Annotated in this window: 15 protein-coding genes; 7 read left to right on the forward strand and 8 right to left on the reverse strand. The window is 38.7% G+C overall.

Going from position 1 to position 22386, the window contains the following annotated elements:
• Positions 1-74: 74 nt before the first annotated feature.
• The 3 genes from IEX65_RS16045 to IEX65_RS16055 form a co-directional block, all read right to left on the reverse strand.
• A complete protein-coding gene (locus IEX65_RS16045; RefSeq protein WP_188767249.1) occupies positions 75-770 on the reverse strand; it encodes a DsbA family oxidoreductase in 696 nt (231 codons plus the stop codon).
• Between the two features lie 156 nt (positions 771-926).
• Complete coding sequence (locus IEX65_RS16050; RefSeq protein WP_188767251.1) at positions 927-1994, reverse strand: mannose-1-phosphate guanylyltransferase; 1068 nt, start codon at positions 1992-1994, stop codon at positions 927-929.
• 42 nt (positions 1995-2036) lie between these two features.
• On the reverse strand, positions 2037-3077 hold the full coding sequence (locus tag IEX65_RS16055; RefSeq protein ID WP_188767253.1) for a DUF3089 domain-containing protein: 1041 nt from the start codon (positions 3075-3077) through the stop codon (positions 2037-2039).
• Between the two features lie 131 nt (positions 3078-3208).
• Between IEX65_RS16055 and IEX65_RS16060 the strand changes: the two genes are divergently transcribed.
• The 4 genes from IEX65_RS16060 (at position 3209) to IEX65_RS16075 (ending at position 11158) form a co-directional block, all read left to right on the forward strand.
• Positions 3209-6511: a carboxypeptidase-like regulatory domain-containing protein gene (locus tag IEX65_RS16060; protein WP_188767254.1), complete on the forward strand. Its 3303-nt coding sequence runs from the start codon at positions 3209-3211 to the stop codon at positions 6509-6511.
• 378 nt (positions 6512-6889) lie between these two features.
• Positions 6890-8122 (forward strand): NADP-dependent isocitrate dehydrogenase, encoded by a 1233-nt coding sequence (locus tag IEX65_RS16065; RefSeq protein WP_188767255.1) that lies wholly within the window; start codon positions 6890-6892, stop codon positions 8120-8122.
• Between the two features lie 123 nt (positions 8123-8245).
• Positions 8246-10123, forward strand: coding sequence for a T9SS type A sorting domain-containing protein (locus IEX65_RS16070; protein WP_188767256.1), 1878 nt, complete (start codon positions 8246-8248; stop codon positions 10121-10123).
• A 45-nt stretch (positions 10124-10168) separates the two neighbouring features.
• Positions 10169-11158 (forward strand): Gfo/Idh/MocA family protein, encoded by a 990-nt coding sequence (locus IEX65_RS16075; RefSeq protein ID WP_188767257.1) that lies wholly within the window; start codon positions 10169-10171, stop codon positions 11156-11158.
• A gap of 80 nt (positions 11159-11238) precedes the next feature.
• Here the strand turns inward: IEX65_RS16075 and IEX65_RS16080 are convergent, their stop codons facing one another.
• From IEX65_RS16080 to IEX65_RS16100, 5 genes are all read right to left on the reverse strand, one after another.
• Positions 11239-11658 carry a nucleoside-diphosphate kinase gene (locus IEX65_RS16080; RefSeq protein ID WP_188767258.1) on the reverse strand — a complete coding sequence of 140 codons (420 nt, stop codon included), beginning with the start codon at positions 11656-11658 and terminating at the stop codon, positions 11239-11241.
• An 87-nt stretch (positions 11659-11745) separates the two neighbouring features.
• Positions 11746-12606: an alpha/beta fold hydrolase gene (locus tag IEX65_RS16085; RefSeq protein ID WP_188767259.1), complete on the reverse strand. Its 861-nt coding sequence runs from the start codon at positions 12604-12606 to the stop codon at positions 11746-11748.
• Positions 12607-12611: 5 nt separating this feature from the next.
• Positions 12612-13883 carry an acyltransferase family protein gene (locus IEX65_RS16090; RefSeq protein WP_188767260.1) on the reverse strand — a complete coding sequence of 424 codons (1272 nt, stop codon included), beginning with the start codon at positions 13881-13883 and terminating at the stop codon, positions 12612-12614.
• Between the two features lie 37 nt (positions 13884-13920).
• Positions 13921-15447 (reverse strand): gluconokinase, encoded by a 1527-nt coding sequence (locus IEX65_RS16095; RefSeq protein WP_188767263.1) that lies wholly within the window; start codon positions 15445-15447, stop codon positions 13921-13923.
• Positions 15448-15536: 89 nt separating this feature from the next.
• A complete protein-coding gene (locus tag IEX65_RS16100) occupies positions 15537-16415 on the reverse strand; it encodes an AraC family transcriptional regulator (RefSeq protein WP_188767265.1) in 879 nt (292 codons plus the stop codon).
• Positions 16416-16553: 138 nt separating this feature from the next.
• Here IEX65_RS16100 and IEX65_RS16105 point away from each other — a divergent pair, with 138 nt between their 5' ends.
• The 3 genes from IEX65_RS16105 (at position 16554) to gnd (ending at position 22300) form a co-directional block, all read left to right on the forward strand.
• Complete coding sequence (locus IEX65_RS16105; RefSeq protein WP_188767273.1) at positions 16554-19709, forward strand: SusC/RagA family TonB-linked outer membrane protein; 3156 nt, start codon at positions 16554-16556, stop codon at positions 19707-19709.
• Between the two features lie 41 nt (positions 19710-19750).
• Positions 19751-21274 carry a SusD/RagB family nutrient-binding outer membrane lipoprotein gene (locus IEX65_RS16110; RefSeq protein ID WP_188767276.1) on the forward strand — a complete coding sequence of 508 codons (1524 nt, stop codon included), beginning with the start codon at positions 19751-19753 and terminating at the stop codon, positions 21272-21274.
• A gap of 123 nt (positions 21275-21397) precedes the next feature.
• A complete protein-coding gene (gnd, locus tag IEX65_RS16115) occupies positions 21398-22300 on the forward strand; it encodes a phosphogluconate dehydrogenase (NAD(+)-dependent, decarboxylating) (RefSeq protein ID WP_188767278.1) in 903 nt (300 codons plus the stop codon).
• Positions 22301-22386: the final 86 nt, after the last annotated feature.

A 22386-nucleotide genomic window follows, 5' to 3' on the forward strand; every position in this document is an offset into this window, starting at 1 on the left:
ACAAAGGACAAGAGAAAAAAGTAAAAATAGTTTACTCTATCTCATGTCTTTTGTCTCTTGTCTAAAATCTATAATCAACAATTCTTCCCATCCACATCGCAAACCTCGCCAACAGCTTCAACTGGTGGCATTTCGGCAGCAACTTTATTTAATGTATCCAAAAATACGCTCGTCGGTTGAGCTCCACTGATGGCGTATTTATTATTCAAGATGAAAAATGGTACACCAGAAACACCTAAATTCTGAAAATGCTTGATTTCCTGCGTAACGTGATAAGTGATTTCTTCATTAGCCAAAATGCCTTCAGTTTTTTCACGATTCCAGCCAAAATCTTCCATGAAAGCAATGAGTTGCTCTTTCTCAGAAAAATCAATACCGTCTGTAAAATATGCTTTGAAGAACTTTTCTTCTAACTCAATTTGAGTTCCTTCTTCACGGGCAATGTGTAGCATTTTATGTAAAGGAATGGTATTGATGGCTTTAGGCATTTTATCAAAATCAAACTTGATGCCTGCTTGCTCGCCCACTCCTACCACACGCTGAAACATTGGCTCGATACGCTCTTTACTGCCAAACTTATTGAGGAAGTATTCTTCTTTATCAAGCCCTTCGGCTGGAATCGTTGGGTCAAGTTGGAAAGGATGCCAAGTAATCTCAACTGGCTGACTATCAAATCTTTCGAGGGCTTTTTCTAAATGTTTTTTTCCGATATAACACCACGGACACGCCACATCAGATACTATATCTATTTGCAAAGGTTTGTTGCTCATTCTGTATAATTGTTTTTCAAATAAAACCTACGAAGCCAAAATTTGGTTCAAAAAAAGGGGTTCGATTAATCGAACCCCTCTATAAATATTTTGTAAACTCTTGACTAAAATCGTATTAGACGACTCTGTGGACTGTTGACCGCAAACTGTTGACTACTATACAAACTCTTTGCCTTTTGCACCAGCCGCTGCCACAAATTCTTTTACTTTTTGTTCGTCTTCTTTTTTGCAAATCATTAGTGCATTGTCAAATTCTGCTACAATGTATCCATCCAAACCACTCACAACAACTAAGCGTTCTTTCGGCGTTTTTATGATGCTGTTTTTCGTATCATAGAGCATTACATTGGCATCAATGGCATTTTCGTTTTCATCTTTATCGGATATTTCATAAAGCGATTTCCACGTACCCAAATCTGACCAGCCAATATCAGAAAGCACTACAAAAACATTTTCGGCACGCTCCATAATACCGTTATCAATCGAAATGTTTTTGCATTGTGGATAAGCCCTATTCAATGCTTCGGCTTCTCTTTCGGTGTAATAATCAGCTTTAATTTCTTCAAAAGCTTCTGCCATTTCGGGTAAGAAGGCCTCAAAGCATTTCTTTATAGCATTCGCATTCCAAATAAAAATACCAGCGTTCCAAACAAACTCACCACTTTCTACAAATTTCTTTGCCCACTCTAAGTTTGGTTTTTCGGTAAAAGTAACTACACGCTTGATATCACCCTCTGACTCCGAAAACTGGATATACCCATAACCAGTATCGGGACGGGTTGGATTTATACCAAGCGTAACTAATACATCATTTTTAGCTGAGAAGTGCAACGCAATGCTAATTCTTTTGCGGAATTCCTCTTCTTTCAAAATAATATGGTCAGCAGGAGCAACAACAATATTAGCATTCGGATTCTTCGACCCAATTTTATAACAAGCATACGCAATACACGGAGCTGTGTTTCTACGGCTTGGTTCAAGTAAAATTTGGTCGTCACTTAAATACGGTAGTTGCTGCTTTGTTATATCATAATACTCTTTACTTGTAACAATATATATATTTTCTTTAGGACAGATACCCTCGAAACGCTCTACCGTTTGTTGAATCATTGTTTTCCCAATACCCAGCACATCGTGAAATTGTTTTGGGTTTGTGCTTCGACTAAACGGCCAGAACCTTGTTCCGACACCTCCAGCCATAATAACTACGTAATTATCGTTCATTGATTAAAATGTATCTTTTACTGGCTTTTCGATACTTCTTTATTATTGTTTGAGATATGTTTCTAAACGTAAAGCTACATTTTCTCTGATGTTCATCCAAAAAAGATTTATATCAGCAATATGCCATACTTTAAGGTTAATAAAGATACGCCCTTTAATGTATGGTTTATTTATCCATAATACTCCTTGATGATTCTGAGCATCGGCAGCTTCTTTAACGAATGTAAACTTATAACCAACTCCACCTTTATTGAGTTCTTTTGGTGCAAACTCTTCGTCCAACTTCCATGTAAGTGGATTTGTGCTTACAGCAGTATTAAGTCCATTGTTATAATATTCGGGCAGATAATTGCGTGCAAAGGTATTCCACGATACAAATCCACCTATTTCTTCAGCCGATTTGCTTGGTTTGATATTCTCAAATGTATCCGGCTGTGTTGCAATTCCAATTAAATATGCTTCTACCAATTGTTTTTGAAGTGGTTTTCCATCAAAAAACTCTTTCAAAAGTCTTTTGGCATGAACCGTTCCTTGGCTATGCGATGCAATAATTATCGGCCGACCTTGATTCCAGTTTTTTAGGTAATATTCAAATGCCGCTTTAATATCAGCGTATGCTAAATCTAAGGCTTGCTTTTTATCGTCGGCGTTGGGTGTCAGAAAAGAATAATAATGTGCCTGACGGTAACGAGGTGCATATATTTTCCCAGAACCATTAAAAGCAGAAGCTTGATTTAGAATCGTTGAGTTATCTGTTTTTTCATTTAGTTCAACATCATTCACATCGGCGTTCCACTGATATTGATTTTTGGGTTCGTATGTAAATGTCGTCGGATGCAAAAAGAATACATCGGCTTTCGCATCTTTCTGATTTTCAATCAGATTCGACTTCAAGGGTGTTTTGTCTGCTTTATCCTCAATAGTTGGTAAGGCAGCCCATGCACTATTTTGTGTATAATCTGGTGCAGGTGGTGTAAATTGAGGATTAAAATGCCCTGTTAGAGTAACTGTATTTTGAGCTACTATTTTCTCAGAAAAAATCAGCAAAAAATAAAATAAGGATAGAAAAATCATCTTTCGCATTATATATGATTATTTTTTGTTAAAATTGTATGATTTTGATACAAACTACTAATAGTATGCTTGCATATTATTATTTTCTTTTCTATGTTTGACACAAAATTACGTTTTGTTAACCACTAACCAATATTCTCATGTACAAACTTTCCGTTAAAAAATGTTTGCTCGGAATATGCTGCTTACTAATAACTCAGCTTTCCTTTGCTCAAACAAAAGTGTCTGGAACCGTTACCGACGCTAATACCAAAGAGCCGCTCATTGGGGTTAGTGTGCAAGTAAAAGGCAAAGTGATAGGAACAATCACCAACTCAAAAGGTGAATTTGCGTTCAATGTTTCAACTCCACCTCCATTTTCGATAGTAATTTCCTCTGTAGGATATGAAAGTCAGGAAGTGAGTGTATCTGGCAATTCAGCCTCTATCAATATTGCTCTTAAAGAACAAGCTGTTTTAGGCCAAGAAGTAGTAGTTTCTGCTTCAAGGGTTGAAGAATCTGTTTTGAAATCGCCGGCGGCTATCGAAAAAATGGATATTCGCACGATTCGTGAAACAGCCTCACCGTCATTCTATGACGCCCTCGCCAACATGAAGGGTATCGACATGACAACGCAAGGCTTGTTGTTTAAATCTATCAACATGCGTGGTTTTGGTGCCACAGGTAACCCTCGTACTGTGCAAATGATTGACGGTATGGATAACCAAGCTCCAGGCTTGAACTTCCCAGTTGATAATATCGTGGGTATGCCTGAGCTTGATGTTGAAAATGTTGAGGTTTTACCAGGTGCAGCATCTGCTCTTTATGGCCCAAATGCTATCAATGGCTTGGTATTAATGAACAGCAAAAGCCCATTTTTGTATCAAGGTTTGAGTGCAACACTCAAAGCAGGTGTAATGAGTGCAAGCAACCGAGACGTGGTAAATACGCCTATGACAGACTTCTCGATGCGTTATGCTAAGGCTTCAAAAAACAACAAATTTGCGTTCAAAGTAAACTTAGCTTACATCACAGCTAAAGACTGGCAAGCAACCAACTACTCTAACCTAAACCTTGGTGGAGTAGAAAATGGAACAAGAGGTGCTGGTGTAAAAACAGATTATGATGGTATGAACATCTACGGTGATGAGGTTCAAGCCAATATGACTACTGTTGCTAATGGTTTAATTGCTGCAAAATTGTTGCCTTCAGCAGCTTTAGCTTTAGTGCCAAATGTAAATGTTAGTAGAACCGGTTTCTTGGAAAAAGATATGGTTGACTACAACACAAAAAGTTTTAAAACTAACTTGGCTGCTCACTATCGCATCAACGAAAAAGTAGAATTAGTAGGTCAAGTAAATTATGGTTACGGTACAACCGTTTATACTGGTACTGGCCGATATTCACTCCGTAACTTTAACTTAACACAAGCTAAGCTTGAATTAAGAGGTGATAACTTCACTTTAAGAGCATATACAACTCAAGAGCGTTCGGGTCAATCATATACTGCAGGTTTGGCAGCGGTGGCAATGTTGAATAGCATTAAACCTCACGCTACATGGTTTGGTGAATACGTTGGGGCTTTTGTGGCTGCACGTAGTGCTGGCCAATCAGAAGAACAGGCAGGTATTGCAGCAAGAGGTGTTGCTGATAAAGGCATGCCAACTCCTGGAACAGCAGAATATACTACATTGCTCAATAAATTCCGTGATGCAGCCATTGTTGATGGCGGTGGTGCTTTCTTAGATAAAACTAATATGTATCATGCAGAAGGAGTTTATAACTTCAAAAATCAAATCAAGTTTGTTGATTTATTAGTTGGAGCAAACGTTCGTCAATATAGCTTACGCTCTAACGGAACGTTATTCGCAGATAAAAAAGAAGGTCGTTCGGGTACTATTCCAATCAACGAATACGGTGCTTTTGCTCAAGCAGCTAAAAGCTTATTCAAAGACCACTTGAAATTATCAGCTTCGATTCGCTACGATAAAAGCCAAAATTTTGATGGCTTCTTTACTCCAAGATTATCAGCAGTTGCTTCGTTTGGTCAACAGAACTTCAGAGTATCATACCAAACTGGCTATCGTATTCCAACAACTCAAAACCAATACATTGATTTGAGAACACCATCTGGTACTTTGATTGGTGGACAACCAGAATTTGATACAAGATATAACTTAGCAAACGGTGTAGATTTAGCTACTTTGACAGATTTTTCAAGAAATCCTTCAAAATATATCACTGCTGATGTTTTAGCCAAAGCACAAGCTTATGCAACTGCGGCTGTAACAGCACAAGCGACACCGCAAATTACAGCGGGTGTAAATGCTGCGATTCAACAAAGTGTATTACAAGCAGTTACTGCTGGTGCTACTCAACAAATCCAAGCGGGTGTATTAGCAGCTGTTACTCAACAAATTACAGCAGGTGTAACGGCTCAAGTAAATGCAGCTGTTGCAGCAGGACAATTAGCTGCGTCGGCAGCTGCTGCAGCTATTCAAGCTGGTGTGGCTCAACAATTAGCATTACCTGCTACACAAGCGACTATCCAAGCTTCGGTTCAACAACAATTAGCATTACCTGCTACACAAGCGGGCATTCAAGCTGGTGTTGCGGCTAACTTACCAGCTGCTATTGCTGCCAATTTCCAACCAGCATTCAATGCTGAATTAGCAAAAGCTCTTGCTGCTAACGTACCGGGTGTAACAGCTCAAGTTGCTCCTGCTTTTGGCTTAGCTGCTTTACCTAAATATAAAGCTGCTGCTTTGAAACCGGAAAAAATCTCATCTTACGAAATTGGTTACAAAGGTTTAATTGCTAAGAAATTATTCATTGACTCGTATTTCTATACAAGTAAATACACCAACTTCATTGGTGGAACTGCGATACTTGTACCAACCGCTGCTGCTGCTCCAGGTTTACCAATCGAGTCTGGTCTTAGTGGGGCTTCTACTCGTTCGGCATATTCACGTGTGGCAAACTCTAAAGAAAAGATTACAGCTAACGGATTTGCTATCAGCGGAAATTATTCTTTGTCAAAAGGATTTAATGTTGGTGTAAATTATGCTCAAAATAACTTAAAAGGCTTTACTGCAAGCCCAGAGCAACAATATGCTGGCTATAACACACCGAAAAATCGTTATAACTTGAGCTTTGGTAAACGTTTGAATAGCGGTGATAAATTTGGTTTCAATGTAAATCTAAGACACCAAGATGAGTTTGTATGGCAAGCAAGTTTCAACCAACCAACTACAACTGGGGTTGCTTCATTTACAAACACAATCGTACCAGCTGTAACAACATTTGACGCTCAAGTAAGCTATAAATTAGCTTCGATGAAATCTATCATCAAATTGGGTGGAACAAATATCGGTGGTAAACCATACATTCAAGCCTTTGGTAGTGCAGCGGTTGGCTCAATGTATTACGTTGCCATTACATTCGACGAATTATTGAATAAATAGTCAATAGACGACGGTCGGTAGTTTATTAAATTTAGCTTCTATCGACTGATAAACGATTTTATTAATTTTCATAATTTTCTTTGGTTTAAGTCAGAAAAGAGCTTCCATTTGGAGGCTCTTTTTTTGTTTGATAGAATCTTAGAATATTTATGTAAATCAATTACCTTTGTGGCGGTAAAAAATTATTCATGTCAATTAAGGAATAAAATGGTGTTTTAGATGTCAAGAAGGAAGAACGTTGAGGTTTTTGAGATAATTAAAAACTATTGACGATGGACTATTGACAGTTGACTACTTTATTATTCCTTGTTATCGCCCCAAGACAATGAAATTAATATAAACTCAGTCTCCTCTTTGGGGTAAGGAGCATTTGGAAAAATGGCAAAAATCAAAGTAGCAAATCCAGTAGTTGAGTTAGATGGCGACGAAATGACTCGTATCATTTGGCGATTTATCAAAGAAAAATTAATTCTTCCTTACCTTGATGTTGATATCAAGTACTATGACCTCGGAATCGAGTATCGTGACGAAACAAACGACCAAGTAACAATTGATTCGGCAAATGCAATCAAACAATATGGCGTTGGTATCAAGTGTGCAACTATCACACCTGACGAAGCTCGTGTAAAAGAATTTAACTTAAAACAAATGTGGAAATCACCAAATGGAACTATCCGTAATATCTTGGATGGTACTGTTTTCCGTGAGCCAATCGTTTGTCAAAACGTTCCTCGTTTGGTTTCAAACTGGACTTCTCCAATCATCGTTGGCCGTCATGCTTTCGGTGACCAATACCGTGCAACCGATTTCGTTGTAAAAGGTGCAGGTAAATTAACAATGAAATTTGAAGGCGAAGACGGAACTGTACAAGAATACGAAATCTACAACTACAAAGGTGGTGGTGTAGCAATGGGTATGTACAACACCGACGAGTCAATCCGTGGATTTGCTCACTCGTGTTTCAATGTAGCATTAAACAAAAAATGGCCTTTGTATCTTTCTACAAAAAATACAATTTTGAAGAAATATGATGGTCGTTTCAAAGATATTTTTGAAGAAATCTATCAAACAGACTACAAAGCTAAGTTTGAAGCAGCGGGAATCGTTTACGAACACCGTTTGATTGACGACATGGTTGCTTCTGCTTTGAAATGGAATGGTTCATTCGTTTGGGCTTGTAAAAACTACGACGGTGACGTTCAGTCTGACTCAGTAGCACAAGGTTTCGGCTCACTTGGTTTGATGACATCGGTACTCGTTACGCCAGATGGCCAAACAATGGAAGCAGAGGCTGCTCACGGAACAGTAACTCGTCACTACCGTGACCACCAAGCTGGAAAACCAACTTCAACAAACCCAATTGCTTCTATCTTTGCTTGGACTCGTGGTTTAGAGTTCCGTGGTAAATTAGATGGCAACCAAGAGTTAATTGATTTCTGCCAAGCTTTAGAGCAAGTTTGTGTTGAAACAGTTGAATCGGGTAAAATGACTAAAGATTTAGCTGTTTGTATTCACGGAAACAAAGTGACTCACGGAGAGCATTATCTTTACACAGAAGAATTCTTAGAGGCTATCGACCAAAATTTAAAGGCGAAATTAGCTGCAAAATAATAATAAACCCCTCTATAAAAACCCAGATGCCTCGACTGTAACGGTTGGGGCATTCTTTTTTGTGGTTGTGGTACGAAGTTTGTTGCATTTTTCGAAAAATAATCTTCCGCAACCGAAGTAAAAATGAGGTTTCTTCTGCTAATCATATTTTTGGCTTTCCAAACATTGTCATTTTCCCAAAACTTAGCCATCCATTGGCAAAAAAGTTTGGGTGGAAAAAACAATGAATATGCCTACGCCAGTACACCAACAACCGATGGAGGTTACGTAATTGTCGGTTCGACGAATAATAATAAAGATGGTGATGTACCTGCCTCAAAAGCTTTCAGTGGTGCTGGTGGAAGCGATATTTGGGTAGTAAAACTCAATAATTGGGGCGAAATCGAATGGTCTAAGACCTTTGGTGGCACAAAAGATGATGTTGCAACCGATGTTTTGGAAACAAAAGACAAAGGAATTTTACTCGTTGCTACAACAAGTTCTACAGATGGCGAAGCCGCAGGAAATGGTTCTCGTGGAGGGCTAATTTTACTGAAACTAAAAACAGATGGCTCAATAGAATGGCGAAAAGTAATAGCCAGTGGATATAGTGTTGGCGAAATATCTTTTGCCAAAGCCGATGCCAATTCAAAACCTACAATCAAACCAACTGCTGACGGCGGATATATTCTCGGAGCTACCATTAACCCTATCAATACAACCGATTTTTGGCTATCGAAACTCAACTCAAATGGCGATATTCAATGGACAAGAACCTATGGGAGTTCTTCCAATGATTCGATGAATGAAGTCATTGCTTGTGCAGATGGCGGTTTTCTGATGGTTGGTGGAACTGAAGGTTCTAATTTCGAAATATCAGGGGCTGGAAAAGGTTTTATTGACTTTTGCATCATGAAAACCGATGCTACTGGCCGACTGCTATGGCTAAGAGCTTTGGGCGGTACTAATTTAGATATTGCTTATGCAGCCGTCGAAACTTCTGACAATGCCTTTATAATTGTGGGAGAAACCAATTCTACCAATGGTGATATGACTCCAAATTTGGGTCAAAAAGATGGCGTTTTAGTAAAATATTCAGCTACCGAAGGTAAATTGCTTTGGAAGATATTGACGGGCGGAGACGACATTGATGGTTTATATACCATCAAGAAATCAAGCGAGGGCAAGGTCTTTGCGATGGGAATTAGCAGTTCGGTGATAGGAAAAGTAAAGCCAAATGGACCAGTAGGCGATGTTTGGTTAGTAAACATCGAAAATTCGGGTTTAATTAATAATCATACAATGTTCGGCGGAGCCGACTCTGACATTGCACGTGGAGCATTTCCGACCGCCGATGGTGGCTTTATTATTGCAGCCAACTCAGACTCAGTTGATGGAGATGTGAGCGAAAACAAAGGCGGAACAGATTTCTGGGCCGTAAAGGTTGGAAATCAACTTCCTGCTGAAATAAAAACATATGGTGCAAGCCTTACTCCCGAACAATATGTAAAAGTTGCTTGGGAAACCTCGACCGAAATACAATCTAAAAATTTCATTGTTGAGCGAAGCATAGACGGCATCAAATTTAATGTCATGAGCCAAATAGCTGCTTCCATCAATTCAAGTACAAAGAAATCTTATTCTTACATCGACCAAAAACCGTTTTTAGGTAAAAACTATTACCGTTTAAAGTTCTCTGATGCTGTTGGGAAGGAATTTATCTACAAAACACTCACCGTAACGGTTTCTGTTCTCAGTACAGAACCAAATATCTCGGCACAAAAGGTTAAGATTTCTCCGAACCCAGTTGATAATGAAAGTTTTTTAATCGAGACATTTGATAAACCAATATCTCAAATTCAATTATTAAACATCATCGGCTTACCTGTTCCTATCGAAAGCATTGTCATTGATAATCAAAAAACACAAATCTTATTACCGAACGAAATCAATGCGGGTTTATACTTTCTCGTTTTGGAGATGGGAGAAACCAAACTCACCGAAAAAATAATTATCCGATAAAACGTTTTTTGCTTAATTTCGTTTCTCAAAAGAAACTGATTTAAGATGAAAAAAAATATTAAGTGGGGAATTATTGGCGTAGGAAAAATTGCTGAAAAGTTTGCAACCGATTTAAAGTCAGTAAAAAACGCCCAACTCCATGCTATTGCATCTTCTTCCTCGCTCGAACGAGCCAAAGACTTTGCCGAACGCTACGATGCTCCCTATTTCTACGATTCTTACGAGAGTATCTTTCAAACGCCTGATTTAGATGCCATTTACATCGCCACACCACATACTTCGCATGCCGAGAATACACTTTTGTGCTTAAAGCATAAAGTGCCTGTTTTGTGCGAAAAACCATTTGCTATGAATTTAAAGCAAGTGCAAACAATGGTGGAAGCGGCCCGTGAAAACGATACTTTTTTGATGGAGGCGATGTGGACACGATTTATTCCAGCGATTCAGAAAACATTAGATTTAATTGCCGAAGGACGCATCGGAAAAGTAAGAAATGTACAAGCTGACTTTGGTTTCAATGCTCCTTTTTTACCAGAAAAACGTTTACTAAATCCTAATTTGGGTGGTGGGGCTTTGCTTGATATTGGCATTTATCCAGCTTATTTAAGTCTGCTTTTATTAGGCTATCCTTCTGATATTCAAGTAATTAGTAATTTTGGAGAAACAGGAATCGACGAAACAACAAGTTTTGTGTTAGGTTATAAAAACGAAGCAACTGCCAATTTAAGTTGTACGCTCAAAGCACGTACGCTCACCGAAGCCTTGATTTATGGCGAAAACGGTTACATTCACATCGAAGGTCGATTTATGGAAGCGAAGCGAATTACGCTTTTTGAGACAGATAAAAAGCCAGTGAAATTCAATTTTCCACGAAAAACTTTTGGTTATAATTTCGAGATTGAAGAAGTAAGTCAGTGTGTGCGAGAAGGAAAAAAGGAAAGCTCGAAAATGCCACTTTCGATAAGCGTAAAGCTGATAAGTCTGTTAGATGAAATCAGACAAAAAGCAGGAATTATTTACGAAGGGATAGACTGAAAAACTAATTTTTATCGCAGTGGTAGAACGTCGGCATGGTTTTGAACCATGTCGACGTTAAATTCTGTAACTATTTATAATCAATATTGCTCAATAGCTCCAAAGAAAAACGAGCCTTCGATAGCCGCATTTTCGTCAGAATCTGAACCGTGAATGGCATTTTCGCCCATTGATTTTGCATATTTTTTACGAATTGTTCCTTCTTCGGCATTCGCTGGATTTGTTGCACCAATCAATGCACGGAAATCAGCTACTGCGTTTTCTTTCTCCAAAATCATCGGAACGATTGGGCCAGACGACATCATTTCGCATAATTCGCCATAAAAAGGTCTTTCTTTATGTACTTCATAGAATTTACCTGCTTGTGCTGCTGATAATTGTGTTTTTTTCATTGCCACGATTCTGAAACCTGCCGCCTCAATCATCGCCGTAATTCCACCGATGTGGTTATCCGCCACAGCGTGTGGCTTAATCATGGTGAATGTTCTGTTTGTTGCCATGTGTAATAATATTTTGTTTAATATTTTTTACAAAATTACTTATTTTTCTTTGAAAATAGACATCAACCGCCATTTTATCAAAGACCATCAGAGAGACTTTAGAATTGCCTCTTTTATTAGCTCAGGATTTGACCAAGGTACAAAGTGATTCATATCATCTTTCATCCATATCTGTATGCTTGATGAATTTATTAGCATTTTTTGGGCAAATTTGGCATTATCAGGATGCACTAAAACATCTTTTCCGCCTTGTATTAAGATTGTAGGCTGTTTAATATTTTGCCAAAAAGGAAGCATTAACTCTAATTCTTCTTTTAAATACAAGATTTCATAATTAGACGCTCTAAACGAACGAGGAATGAAATATCTAAAAAAAACCGAGTTTAATATGTAACGATACCAACGAGGCGGCTCAAGGGTTGGGTCGATTGAAGGAGCGACAAAAACCAAGTTATCAATCAGTTCTGGATGGTCAATAGCCATTCGGGCAATCATTGGCCCACCCAACGAATGTCCAACCAAAATAAGTTTTTTAGTTTTTTGCCTGTATTTTTCTACAATTGGCTTCAGATACGCCGCTTGCCGCTCTAAAGAACTTTCACCGTTTCCTAAACCCGAAAAACCAAAACCAACTCTATCGACCGATACCATTTTTACTTTTTGAAGCAATTCGTTATCTTTCATAAAACCACTAAAGGCACTCCACGAACCGGGCGAACCATGCACGAAAAAAACTGTAGGAAGTGAATCTTTTCCTATTTCAGCATAATTGATTTCTCTACCCAAAACTTTGATTCGATGCTCAGTTGGCTTGAAAGTAGTATTTTTAAACTGTTCATCAATATCCGCCTTACTCAACCGAAAAGTCATACAGCCCGAAAATAATTGTGCAACGCTCAAGATAGTAAAATAACTAACTATCAGACGTTTGGTTGTTTTTTTGAGCATTTATATCAAACCTTAAATATCATCTTTTTCCTATCGAAAAGTACCAAAATCACAAACCAAATCACTAAGTAAGTCAAAGCCCCCGCCAAAGAAGCGTTTTTGGGTTCGGTAAAAAATGGCTCAATCCAATGACTATAAAGCCAAGAAACCAAACCAGCGGTAGGGTTTTCAAGGTTTTCGGGTTGAGCGATTTTTATCATATTCAAAACTCGTGGAATAATTCCCGAAAAGAAAAAAACCAGCATCGGATTCACGCCAAAAATCACAAAAGGTTTTGTCCAAGCATTTACTTCGAGAACATCAATCACAAAATACAATGCTCCGAGTACCATCAAGGCTATTCCTGCGGCATAACATACATACGAACTCGTCCACAAAGCTTTGTTTATCGGAAAAACATCATTCCAAAGTATGCCAATCATTACACCCACAACACCTGCTGATAGCAGATAAACAGCTTTTTTGTTTTTTGGAAAATCATTTGTGAGCAATTTTCCTGTGAAAACACCCGCTAAGCCAGTTCCGATGGCTGGTAATGTACTTAAAATACCTTCTGGGTCCCAAGTTTTTGAAGTTACCCAAAGATGCCCCGACAACAAATAATTGTCAAGCCAAGCAGCAAGGTTTGTTCCTTTTTCAAAGTTAGCAGCTCCCACATTTGGTACATCAACGAGAGCCATCAAAGCCCAATAGCCCAACAAACACGCCAAACCAATAATAATTTGCACAGTTGTATTGGTTGTGGCGTAAATAATTGAAACAATCAGATAAACAATGGCTATTCGCTGCAAAACCCCAGGAATTCTGACCGAAGCAAAATCTTCAAAACCTCCAAAACACAAAATCATCATTAAAGCAAATAGACCAACAGCCACGTAAAGTTGCTTTTTTCGGTCATATTCACCGAGTAATAAGACCGTTATGATAGCCGTAAAAACCAAACGAACAAGCATCAAAGGCACTCCTTCGAGCGAGCCAAGATGGATTTTTGAGAAGAAATTGAGTGATAAACCCAACAAAAATATTCTTAATGCACGAGTAATGATTCTTTCTAAAACTGACCCATCAAACTTTTTGACTGGCATAGAAAGCACCGTTGAAATGCCAACAATGAAGAGGAAAAACGGAAAAACTAAATCGGTTGGCGTACATCCATGCCATTCGGCGTGTTCGAGTGGGGCGTAGATATGTCCCCAGTCACCTGGGTTATTTACGATAGTCATGAGCATGATGGTCATGCCTCTAAAAACGTCAATTGAGGTCAGGCGTTCTTTCATTAATGCTTAGGGTTTGTTGATTTTTCCCGAAAGATAATCAATCGCCTTGATTTTGTTGTAATTCCGCAATCAAATCAAACTCTTCTTCGAGTTTATAGCTTAATCGTTCAAAAATTGCATAAAATTTCTGGTATTTCTGGTGATTTTCTCGGTTGGGTTGATAAACAATAGAAGACTGAATCGTTTTGGCAGCATCGGCCAAACTACTAAAAACCCCCATTTCGGTCAAAGCCAGCATTGCAGCACCTACATTAGCACTATCTGGGTTATCATTAACATTTACCTGAATACCAAACATATCAGAAATAATTTGCGACCAAAGTGGCAAGGTTGCAAACGTGCCATTTACATATAAATTGTCAATTTTTCGATGAGATTGTAGCAATTTGCCGATACTGTAAATCTCAAACAAAATACCTTCAATAGTTGCACGCACAAAATGCTGTTGTTCATGAGTAATATTTATACCAAAATAAACACCCCGAGCGTTGGCATTCCAAAGTGGGGCTCTTTCACCCAATAAATAGGGTAAAAAAAGCAATCCGTTTGCTCCTGCCGATACTTGTGCTGCTTCTTTGAACAAATCGTGAATAGTGTCTTCAAAATCAAGGCCATTATTGAAATGACCAAATTGCCGAGCAAACCACTCGAAAGCTACACCACCATTATTAGTGGGGCCTCCCGAAATATAATGACCTTTATCAAGAATATAATTAAAAAAACGTTGTTTTTCGTCATGTAAAACTTCTTTTCCTGCTACCCTTACGGCACCACTTGATGTTATCGAAATGGTGGCTTGTCCTTCTCCGAATACACCAGAGCCAAGAGTTGCCAGACAACCATCGCTACTACCAATTATTATTTTTGTTTTATCAGAAAGTCGTAGGGATTTTGCCAAAGCAGGTCGAAGTCGAAGCTCAGAATTAAAAATTGAAGTTGGCTGAGAGAGTTGACTACTTGAAATACCAGCAAAATTCAAGGATTTTTGTTCCCAAGCTAACTCATGAATATTGAATAGTCCAGTGGCCGAGGCAAGGCTGTAATCAATTAGATATTCGCCCGTAAATTGATGTAAAATATACTCTTTTAGCGAGATAAATTTACTCGTTTTGGCAAAACGCTCTGGGTCATGATTTTTTATCCAAGTTATTTTGGCCAAAGGCGACATCGGGTGAATCGGTGTCCCCGTAGCTTTATAAATCTCAACTCCCAATGCTGAGTTTTTTAGTTCGGTTGCTTCTTTACTCGCTCTATTATCGGCCCAAATGATAGCATTTCCTAATGGCACACCGTTTTTATCAATCGGCAAAACACTGTGCATTGACGAGCTAAAAACTATTGATAAGACTTTATGCTTTTTGGTAAAAGCTGGGTCGTTGAGCAAGCCTTTCAAGACAAAAAGAACCGTTATAAAAACCTGTTCGGGGTCTTGTTCGCTATTATCGGGTTGGGCGTGAAAAGTCGGATATGTGCCTTTTCGGGCAGCAATTTGTTTGCCCTTTAGGTCAAAAGCAATAACTCGTACTGCTGTTGTTTCGATGTCGATAGTTATTATTGTTTCCATAAGTCTAATGAGTGAATGAGTGAATATTGAATGAGTGAATGGCTTTTTAATTCTATCATTCACTCATTCAAAACGGGCGGCGTACCGCTTCACTCATTCTTTCTATAATGCCCTGGTGTATAGCCTGTTAGTTTTTTGAAAGTTGTGGAAAAATGTTGCGATGAGTAAAATCCAGTATCGAGTGCGATATCTGTTAAGCTAATATTGGTGGTTTTTAGTAGGCGAATCGCTTCTGAAATTCTCAAATTTATGAGGTAGTTGAGCGGTGAAAACCCCGAGTAAGATTTCACTTTTTCAGTAAAGGCCGTTATACCTAAACCCATTATAACGGCCATTTCTTCCACAGTCCACGGATGGGCGAGATTCCCACGCAGAATTTGGTCTAATTTCTGAAAAGTTTGAGGAAAATCTCGGCGTTGGTTTTCTTGTTTACTTAGTTGTCGGGCAGTAGTAATCAAAAATTCGTCAAGTAAATGATTGATACGTGTTTTAAAGCCCAGCTCGTTAGAAAACACTTCATTTTCCAGCTTTTGTAAAATTTCTCCTAATGGTTTAAAATTTTGCAAGACAGGTTTTTTATTTAATGACAACAATTTACCAATCAATCGTTGTTCGGCTTCTGAAATACTACTCCATTCACCTAAAATTAACTCACCTTCTTCCGAAAAAAAACGAGGACTGATGCTAATTGAAATAACCACCCCAACATCCCACATTTCTTTTGCCCCTCCAAATTTTTGTTTGGGGAAAACCAAAACGGCATCGTTTGGATATACCGTAATAGATTGGTTATCAATAATCCACTCAAATTTCCCTTCCAAAACAAAAACTATCCTTAAACCTTGATTTTCTTTTACGGGCATAGAGTTCGGCAACACTTGTTGAATTTTCTTGCGAAAAAACTCAATCAAGTGCGGAAAAGCCTGAATTTCTGGTGACTTACCTTTATGTAAAGAAAAATGAGACATTTGAATTAATATTGATGTAAAAATATTACAATTTTTTCAAGCAATCATTATAATATTCACCGCCGAAATTATTTGGAAGTTTGATGGCTTTTTCTTTAAGAAATTTGCCTAACTAAAATAAAACTCATTAAGTCATTCATGAAAAAACAACTACTATTATTTATGCTGTTGATGTGTACATCGGCAGTTCTTTACGCACAAAAAATATCGGGAAAAGTCACATCCTCTAAAGAAGGTGTGTCATTACCGGGTGTTTCGGTGCAGGTAAAAGGCACAAATACTGGTACGAATACCAGTGCCGATGGTACATTTAGTGTCAATGCTCCGTCTAACGCTACGCTTGTTTTTAGCTTTATTGGCTACAAAACTCAAGAAATTAAAGTTGGAAATCAATCAGTAATTAATGTTTCGTTGGATGAAGATGCTCAACGCCTCGATGAGGTGGTCGTAACAGCTTTGGGTATCAAGAAAGAAGCTAAAAAATTAGGTTATGCAACTTCCACCGTAAATCGTGAGCAATTAACCGAGAATCGTACACCAAATTTGATGAATGCCCTAACGGGTAAAATTGCGGGTGTGAATATTTCGGGTTTAGGAACTGGCCCAGCTGGAACTTCAAAAATCAGGATTAGAGGTCAATCATCAATTTCTGGTCAGAATAACCCTTTAATAGTTGTCAATGGCGTGCCGATTGATAATACCAATTTTGGAACAAACCCAGGTAATGCAGGTGCTGATAATTCGATTGGTGTGCGTGGTGGTGGAAATACCTCAGATGGTGGCGATGGTTTATCATCTATCAACCCCGATGATGTAGAAAGCATGACTGTACTAAAAGGAGCAACTGCTGCTGCTCTCTATGGCTCTCGTGCAAAAGATGGTGTAATCATGATTACAACCAAATCGAAAGGTGATAACAAAGGTCTTGGTGTGACTTTCAACACTAACTTCACGAATGAAACACCTTTAGATTTTACTGATTTTCAATACGAATATGGTCAAGGCGAAAACGGAATAAGACCAACAACGGCCAATCCAACCTCTGGACAATGGTCTTTCGGAGAGAAATTTCAGCCAGGTATGACCCAAGTTTTGTTTGATGGTGTGAGTGTTCCTTACGAGCCTCAATATAATAATATTCGTAAGTTTTATCGTAACGGACAAAACTTCACCAATACAATCTCATTATCAAGTTCGGGCGAAAAAGGTGGTATGAACCTTTCTTTTTCAAATATGGATAATAAAGGTATTGTACCAAATAATACTTTTAATCGCAAAACACTCAATTTAGGTTTTTCATATAACTTATCGAAAAAACTAAGTTTTGCAGGAAATATCAACTACTCTAACGAGTTTAATAAGAACCCACCAAACGTTGCCAATCAAGATAACTCAATTCCGACAGCCCTCTCAAATATGGCCAATTCTATGCCTTTGAGTTTGTTGGAAGAAAAGAAATTTAATGCCGCAGGAAATGAGTTCATTTATTCAAGATTCATGAACCGTACGAACCCTTATTTCACTTTATCGGAGCAATTTCAGAATATTCGTAGAGATAGAATCTTTGGTAATGTTTCAGTAAAGTATAACCTTACTGATTGGCTATATATTCAAGGTCGTGTCGGACAAGATTTTTGGTCACGTGACCAAGAGTTCAATAACTTCGCAACGGGTACAGCTTCGTTGGCTGCCGCACCTGCGGGTTTTGTGAATGGTGCTTTTACACAAGAATCCAGAAGATTTAGAGAAACCAATGCCGATATCTTGATTGCGGCTTCAAAAACTTTCGGAGATTTTGGTGTTGACGTGAATCTTGGTGGAAACCAAATGTATCGTCGTTCGGACTTAAACTCTACTGCTGTTCAGGATTTTGTTGTGAGAGGCTTATACACAGTTATGAATGGCCGTGTAAAAGACCCAATCTATGGTTTATCTGAAAGAGCCGTAAACTCTATCTATGGTTCGAGTGAGTTTTCATACAAAAACTACCTATTTGTAAACGTAACAGCAAGAAATGACTGGTTTTCAACACTTTCACCCGAAAATCGTAGCATTTTGTATCCATCGGTTTCAGCAAGTTACGTTTTCTCACAGTCGTTCAATAACGTACCAAGTTGGTTGAATTTCGGTAAATTGAGAGTTGCTTACGCCGAGGTTGGTAGCGACACCGACGTTTCGCCTTACTCTAATAATCTATTTTATGGTATCAACTCAAACTTGTTGAGCAATCCAGCAGGTGCATTGCAGCCAGTTGGTGGTTCGTCGGGCAATACGCTTCCAAACGCCAATCTTCGTCCGATGCGTGCTTCGGAAAAAGAAGCTGGTATTGAGTTAAAATTATTCAATAATCGAGTAGGTTTAGACTTTGCTGTCTATCAAAAAATAACAACAGACCAAATCGTTTCGGCACAGGTTTCTGATGCTTCTGGCTTTACAAGCACACTCATCAACAGCGGACGCAGCCGTACAAATGGTGCTGAGGCCTTATTAAGCTTAGTTCCTGTAAAAACATCTGACTTCCAATGGGATATTACTCTAAATGGTTCTTACAATAAAACTAAAGTACTCAGCTTATTGACAGACACTCCTGGAGAAAGAATTACGGTTGGAACGCACGTTTTCAACGGAGAGCTTCGCCAAGTAGTTGGCCAAGAAATGGGTCAAATATATGGTTTTGGCTTCCGTCGTGATGCCAATGGTCAACAAGTGTTTGGAGCAAATGGTATTCCACTTCGCACAGCCGACTTGATTTCGTATGGTAGTGCCTTGCCAAAATGGGTAGGTGGTATCAATAATGCTTTCAATTATAAAGGAATAACATTATCAGCTTTGATTGACTTCAAATTAGGAAACATGATGCTATCTGGTTCAAACTTTAACTTCTATCGTCATGGTTTACACAAAAATACCCTTGTTGGTCGTGATACTGGTGGCGTTATTGGTGTTGGAGTAAACGAAAAAGGCGAGCCAAACACCGTTAAAGCAAACGTACAAGATTACTGGTCAGTAGTTCGCTCGTTGGCAATCATCGAACCAGTTGTTTACAACGGAGGTTTCTGGAAATTACGTCAGATTACAGCTGGCTATGACTTCACGAAGTTTCTTCCTAAAAACTCAGTCATCAAAGGAGCAAAACTTAGCTTAGTAGCGAATAACGTATTATTACTCAAAAAATGGGTAGATAATATCGACCCTGAATCTTTTGGTTATTCTTCTGATAACCTTGTTGGTATGGAGTCGCATGGTTTACCAACCACTCGAAGCATGGGCTTTAATTTGAATGTGAAGTTTTAAGCCTCAGAAGTCTAAGTAATCAATTTAAAAATGAATTTGAAATGAAAAATATATTAAAAGCTTTATTGTTATCTATTCCATTTTGGGGGCTAACAAGCTGCGATAAAGGTTTCGACGAACTGAATATCAATAAAACAGCCGCAACATCTGTAAACCCTGTTTTTATTCTCAATAATGCCACCATCAATAGCACGTATGCTCCTGGTACAGTTATCTATGAACTTGGTATCGTGCAACAAATGGTATCGCCTAACTCTGGGGTTTTAACGGGGGCAAACTTTAATCAAGATAGTCGTGATAATACGGTTCAGAACTGGCAAAAATATTACCGTACAGTTATCAGAAATACGCAAGATGTAATCGACCAGACAAAAGATGTACCTGCACGCTCGAACCTCTACAACATGGCTCGTATTTTACAAGCATACGCTTATATGGTAACTACTGACTCTTACGGAGATATTCCTTACGGAGAAGCGGCCAAAGGTTATACACAGCAAATTGTATTGCCAAAGTACGACACCCAACAGACTGTTTATGCAGCAATAATCAAAGAATTAACTGATGCTTCAACGGCCTTAGATGCAGCAAAAACAGTAGAAACAGCCGATGTTTTATATGGTGGAAACATCGCTTTGTGGAAAAAGTTTGCTAATTCTCTTTTGCTTCGTGCGGGTATGCGTCTGAGCAAAGTAGATGCCGCTCAAGCACAATCAGTTGTAGGCAAAGCAGTGGCAGCAGGCGTAATGGAGCTAAACACCGAAAATGCAATGGTTCGCCACGATGCCAACTATGTAAATGCCGTAGGTAATATGCTGAATTCAACCGAAGCCGCTAACGTTTATATGGCAGCCCCATTTGTTGATTACTTGAAAAAAACAAACGACCCTCGTCTAAAATCAATTGCGGTTCGATATGTTGGAGCCAAATCTGGTCCAGAGCAAGTAGCATCAAGAGCAAGTTCTGAACCAGCCGTACAAATAGGAATGCCTTTTGGTTTTGATAATAGCACAATTTCTGCCGAAGTTACAAAGAATAAATTGGCAAGTTTCTATGATTTTACACAAGTTGATAGAACTCGTATGGCAAAAAACACTGCTCCAAATTTCTTGGTAACGGCTGCTCAAACGCAACTCTTACTGGCAGAAGCCGCTCAAAGAGGCTGGGTAACAGGCTCAACAGCAGAAGCATATTTCAACAAAGGTGTTAGACTCCACATGGAACAACTGGCCAGTTATGATGCAAACGCAGCTGTTGCTCCCGCTGCAATTACAGCATATTTGACAGAAAATCCATTTAAAACTGCTACCGCATTAGAGCAAATCAATACGCAATATTGGATAGCTTCATTTTTAAATGGTCCTGAAGCTTTTGCCAATTTCAGAAGAAGTGGTTTCCCTGTCCTTACGCCAAACCCTTTCCCTGGAAAAGCAATTAAAGGTACATTTATTCGCCGCCTAACCTATCCAAACTCCGAAATTTCGGTCAATAGTGTCAACGTAAAAGAAGCCATTGGCCGTCAAGGAGCAGATGACTTAGACACCAAAGTTTGGTGGGATAAATAAGCCATTTTTCAAGAACCCTATCAATAAATCATTGGATAAATTACTCGATTATCCGAATTTGTTGGTAGGGTTTTGTATTTTTATCGCACCAATTAGAAAATATATAAAAATTAATAAAAATTTATGCAAATCGGACTCGTAGGACTCGGTAAAATGGGTTATAATTTGGCTCTAAATCTCAGAAACAACAATTATGAAGTAGTTGCTCATGATGTAAACGAAGCATCAGTTGATAAAATCGGAGAAGAAGGCGGCATTTTGGGTGCATATTCGTTGGAAAGTCTATGTAGCAAACTCAAAGGACGTAGAGTAATTTGGTTGATGGTGCCATCGGGCGAAATCGTAGATGGTGTTATCGAAGAATTAAGCGAATATTTAAAGCCAAAAGACATTGTTATTGATGGCGGAAATTCAAATTTTAAAGATTCCGTAAGAAGATACAACGCACTTAAAGAGAAACAAATCGAGTTTCTTGATTGCGGCACAAGTGGTGGTACAAGCGGAGCATTGAACGGAGCTTGCACCATGATTGGTGGCGACAAATCAACTTTTGATTATGTCGAGAAAGTTTTCAAAGACATTTCTCTCGAAAACGGTTATCTCTACACAGGCGAAGCAGGTAGCGGACATTTTGTAAAAATGGTGCATAACGGTATCGAATACGGGATGATGCAAGCCATTGCCGAAGGTTTTGAAGTTTTCGAAAAATCTAACTATGACCTTGATTTTGAAGCTGTTGCCAAACTTTTTAATAATGGTTCAGTAGTGCGTGGTTGGTTGATGGAATTGACCGAAAATGCTTTCAGAAAAGATGCAAAACTTGATGCCATCAAAGGAATCATGCACTCGTCAGGCGAAGGGAAATGGACACTCGAAACGGCTCTCGATATGGGAGTTGCAACGCCAGTAATCGCACTTTCGCTCATGATGCGTTATCGTTCACAACAGACCGATACATTTTCAGGAAAAGTTGTGGCAGCTCTAAGAAACGAATTTGGTGGACACGCAGTTGAGAAAAATGAGTGAGTTTTGAATGAGTGAATGATAGAATATTTTAATTGTATTAGTTTAAATCATTAGTCCTATTCTCTTATTTACTCATTCCGAACGGG

It is taken from the genome of Emticicia aquatilis (assembly GCF_014644295.1).
GTDB lineage: Bacteria > Bacteroidota > Bacteroidia > Cytophagales > Spirosomataceae > Emticicia > Emticicia aquatilis.

Bases quoted from the DNA above. Each gene is read 5' to 3' on its own strand.
- IEX65_RS16100 (WP_188767265.1), bottom strand. From the start codon at position 16,415: ATGTCTCATTTTTCTTTACATAAAGGTAAGTCACCAGAAATTCAGGCT.
- gnd (WP_188767278.1), top strand. From the start codon at position 21,398: ATGCAAATCGGACTCGTAGGACTCGGTAAAATGGGTTATAATTTGGCT.
- IEX65_RS16075 (WP_188767257.1), top strand. From the start codon at position 10,169: ATGAAAAAAAATATTAAGTGGGGAATTATTGGCGTAGGAAAAATTGCT.
- IEX65_RS16110 (WP_188767276.1), top strand. From the start codon at position 19,751: ATGAAAAATATATTAAAAGCTTTATTGTTATCTATTCCATTTTGGGGG.
- IEX65_RS16080 (WP_188767258.1), bottom strand. From the start codon at position 11,658: ATGGCAACAAACAGAACATTCACCATGATTAAGCCACACGCTGTGGCG.
- IEX65_RS16050 (WP_188767251.1), bottom strand. From the start codon at position 1,994: ATGAACGATAATTACGTAGTTATTATGGCTGGAGGTGTCGGAACAAGG.
- IEX65_RS16060 (WP_188767254.1), top strand. From the start codon at position 3,209: ATGTACAAACTTTCCGTTAAAAAATGTTTGCTCGGAATATGCTGCTTA.
- IEX65_RS16090 (WP_188767260.1), bottom strand. From the start codon at position 13,883: ATGAAAGAACGCCTGACCTCAATTGACGTTTTTAGAGGCATGACCATC.
- IEX65_RS16085 (WP_188767259.1), bottom strand. From the start codon at position 12,606: ATGCTCAAAAAAACAACCAAACGTCTGATAGTTAGTTATTTTACTATC.
- IEX65_RS16070 (WP_188767256.1), top strand. From the start codon at position 8,246: ATGAGGTTTCTTCTGCTAATCATATTTTTGGCTTTCCAAACATTGTCA.
- IEX65_RS16055 (WP_188767253.1), bottom strand. From the start codon at position 3,077: ATGCGAAAGATGATTTTTCTATCCTTATTTTATTTTTTGCTGATTTTT.
- IEX65_RS16065 (WP_188767255.1), top strand. From the start codon at position 6,890: ATGGCAAAAATCAAAGTAGCAAATCCAGTAGTTGAGTTAGATGGCGAC.
- IEX65_RS16095 (WP_188767263.1), bottom strand. From the start codon at position 15,447: ATGGAAACAATAATAACTATCGACATCGAAACAACAGCAGTACGAGTT.
- IEX65_RS16045 (WP_188767249.1), bottom strand. From the start codon at position 770: ATGAGCAACAAACCTTTGCAAATAGATATAGTATCTGATGTGGCGTGT.
- IEX65_RS16105 (WP_188767273.1), top strand. From the start codon at position 16,554: ATGAAAAAACAACTACTATTATTTATGCTGTTGATGTGTACATCGGCA.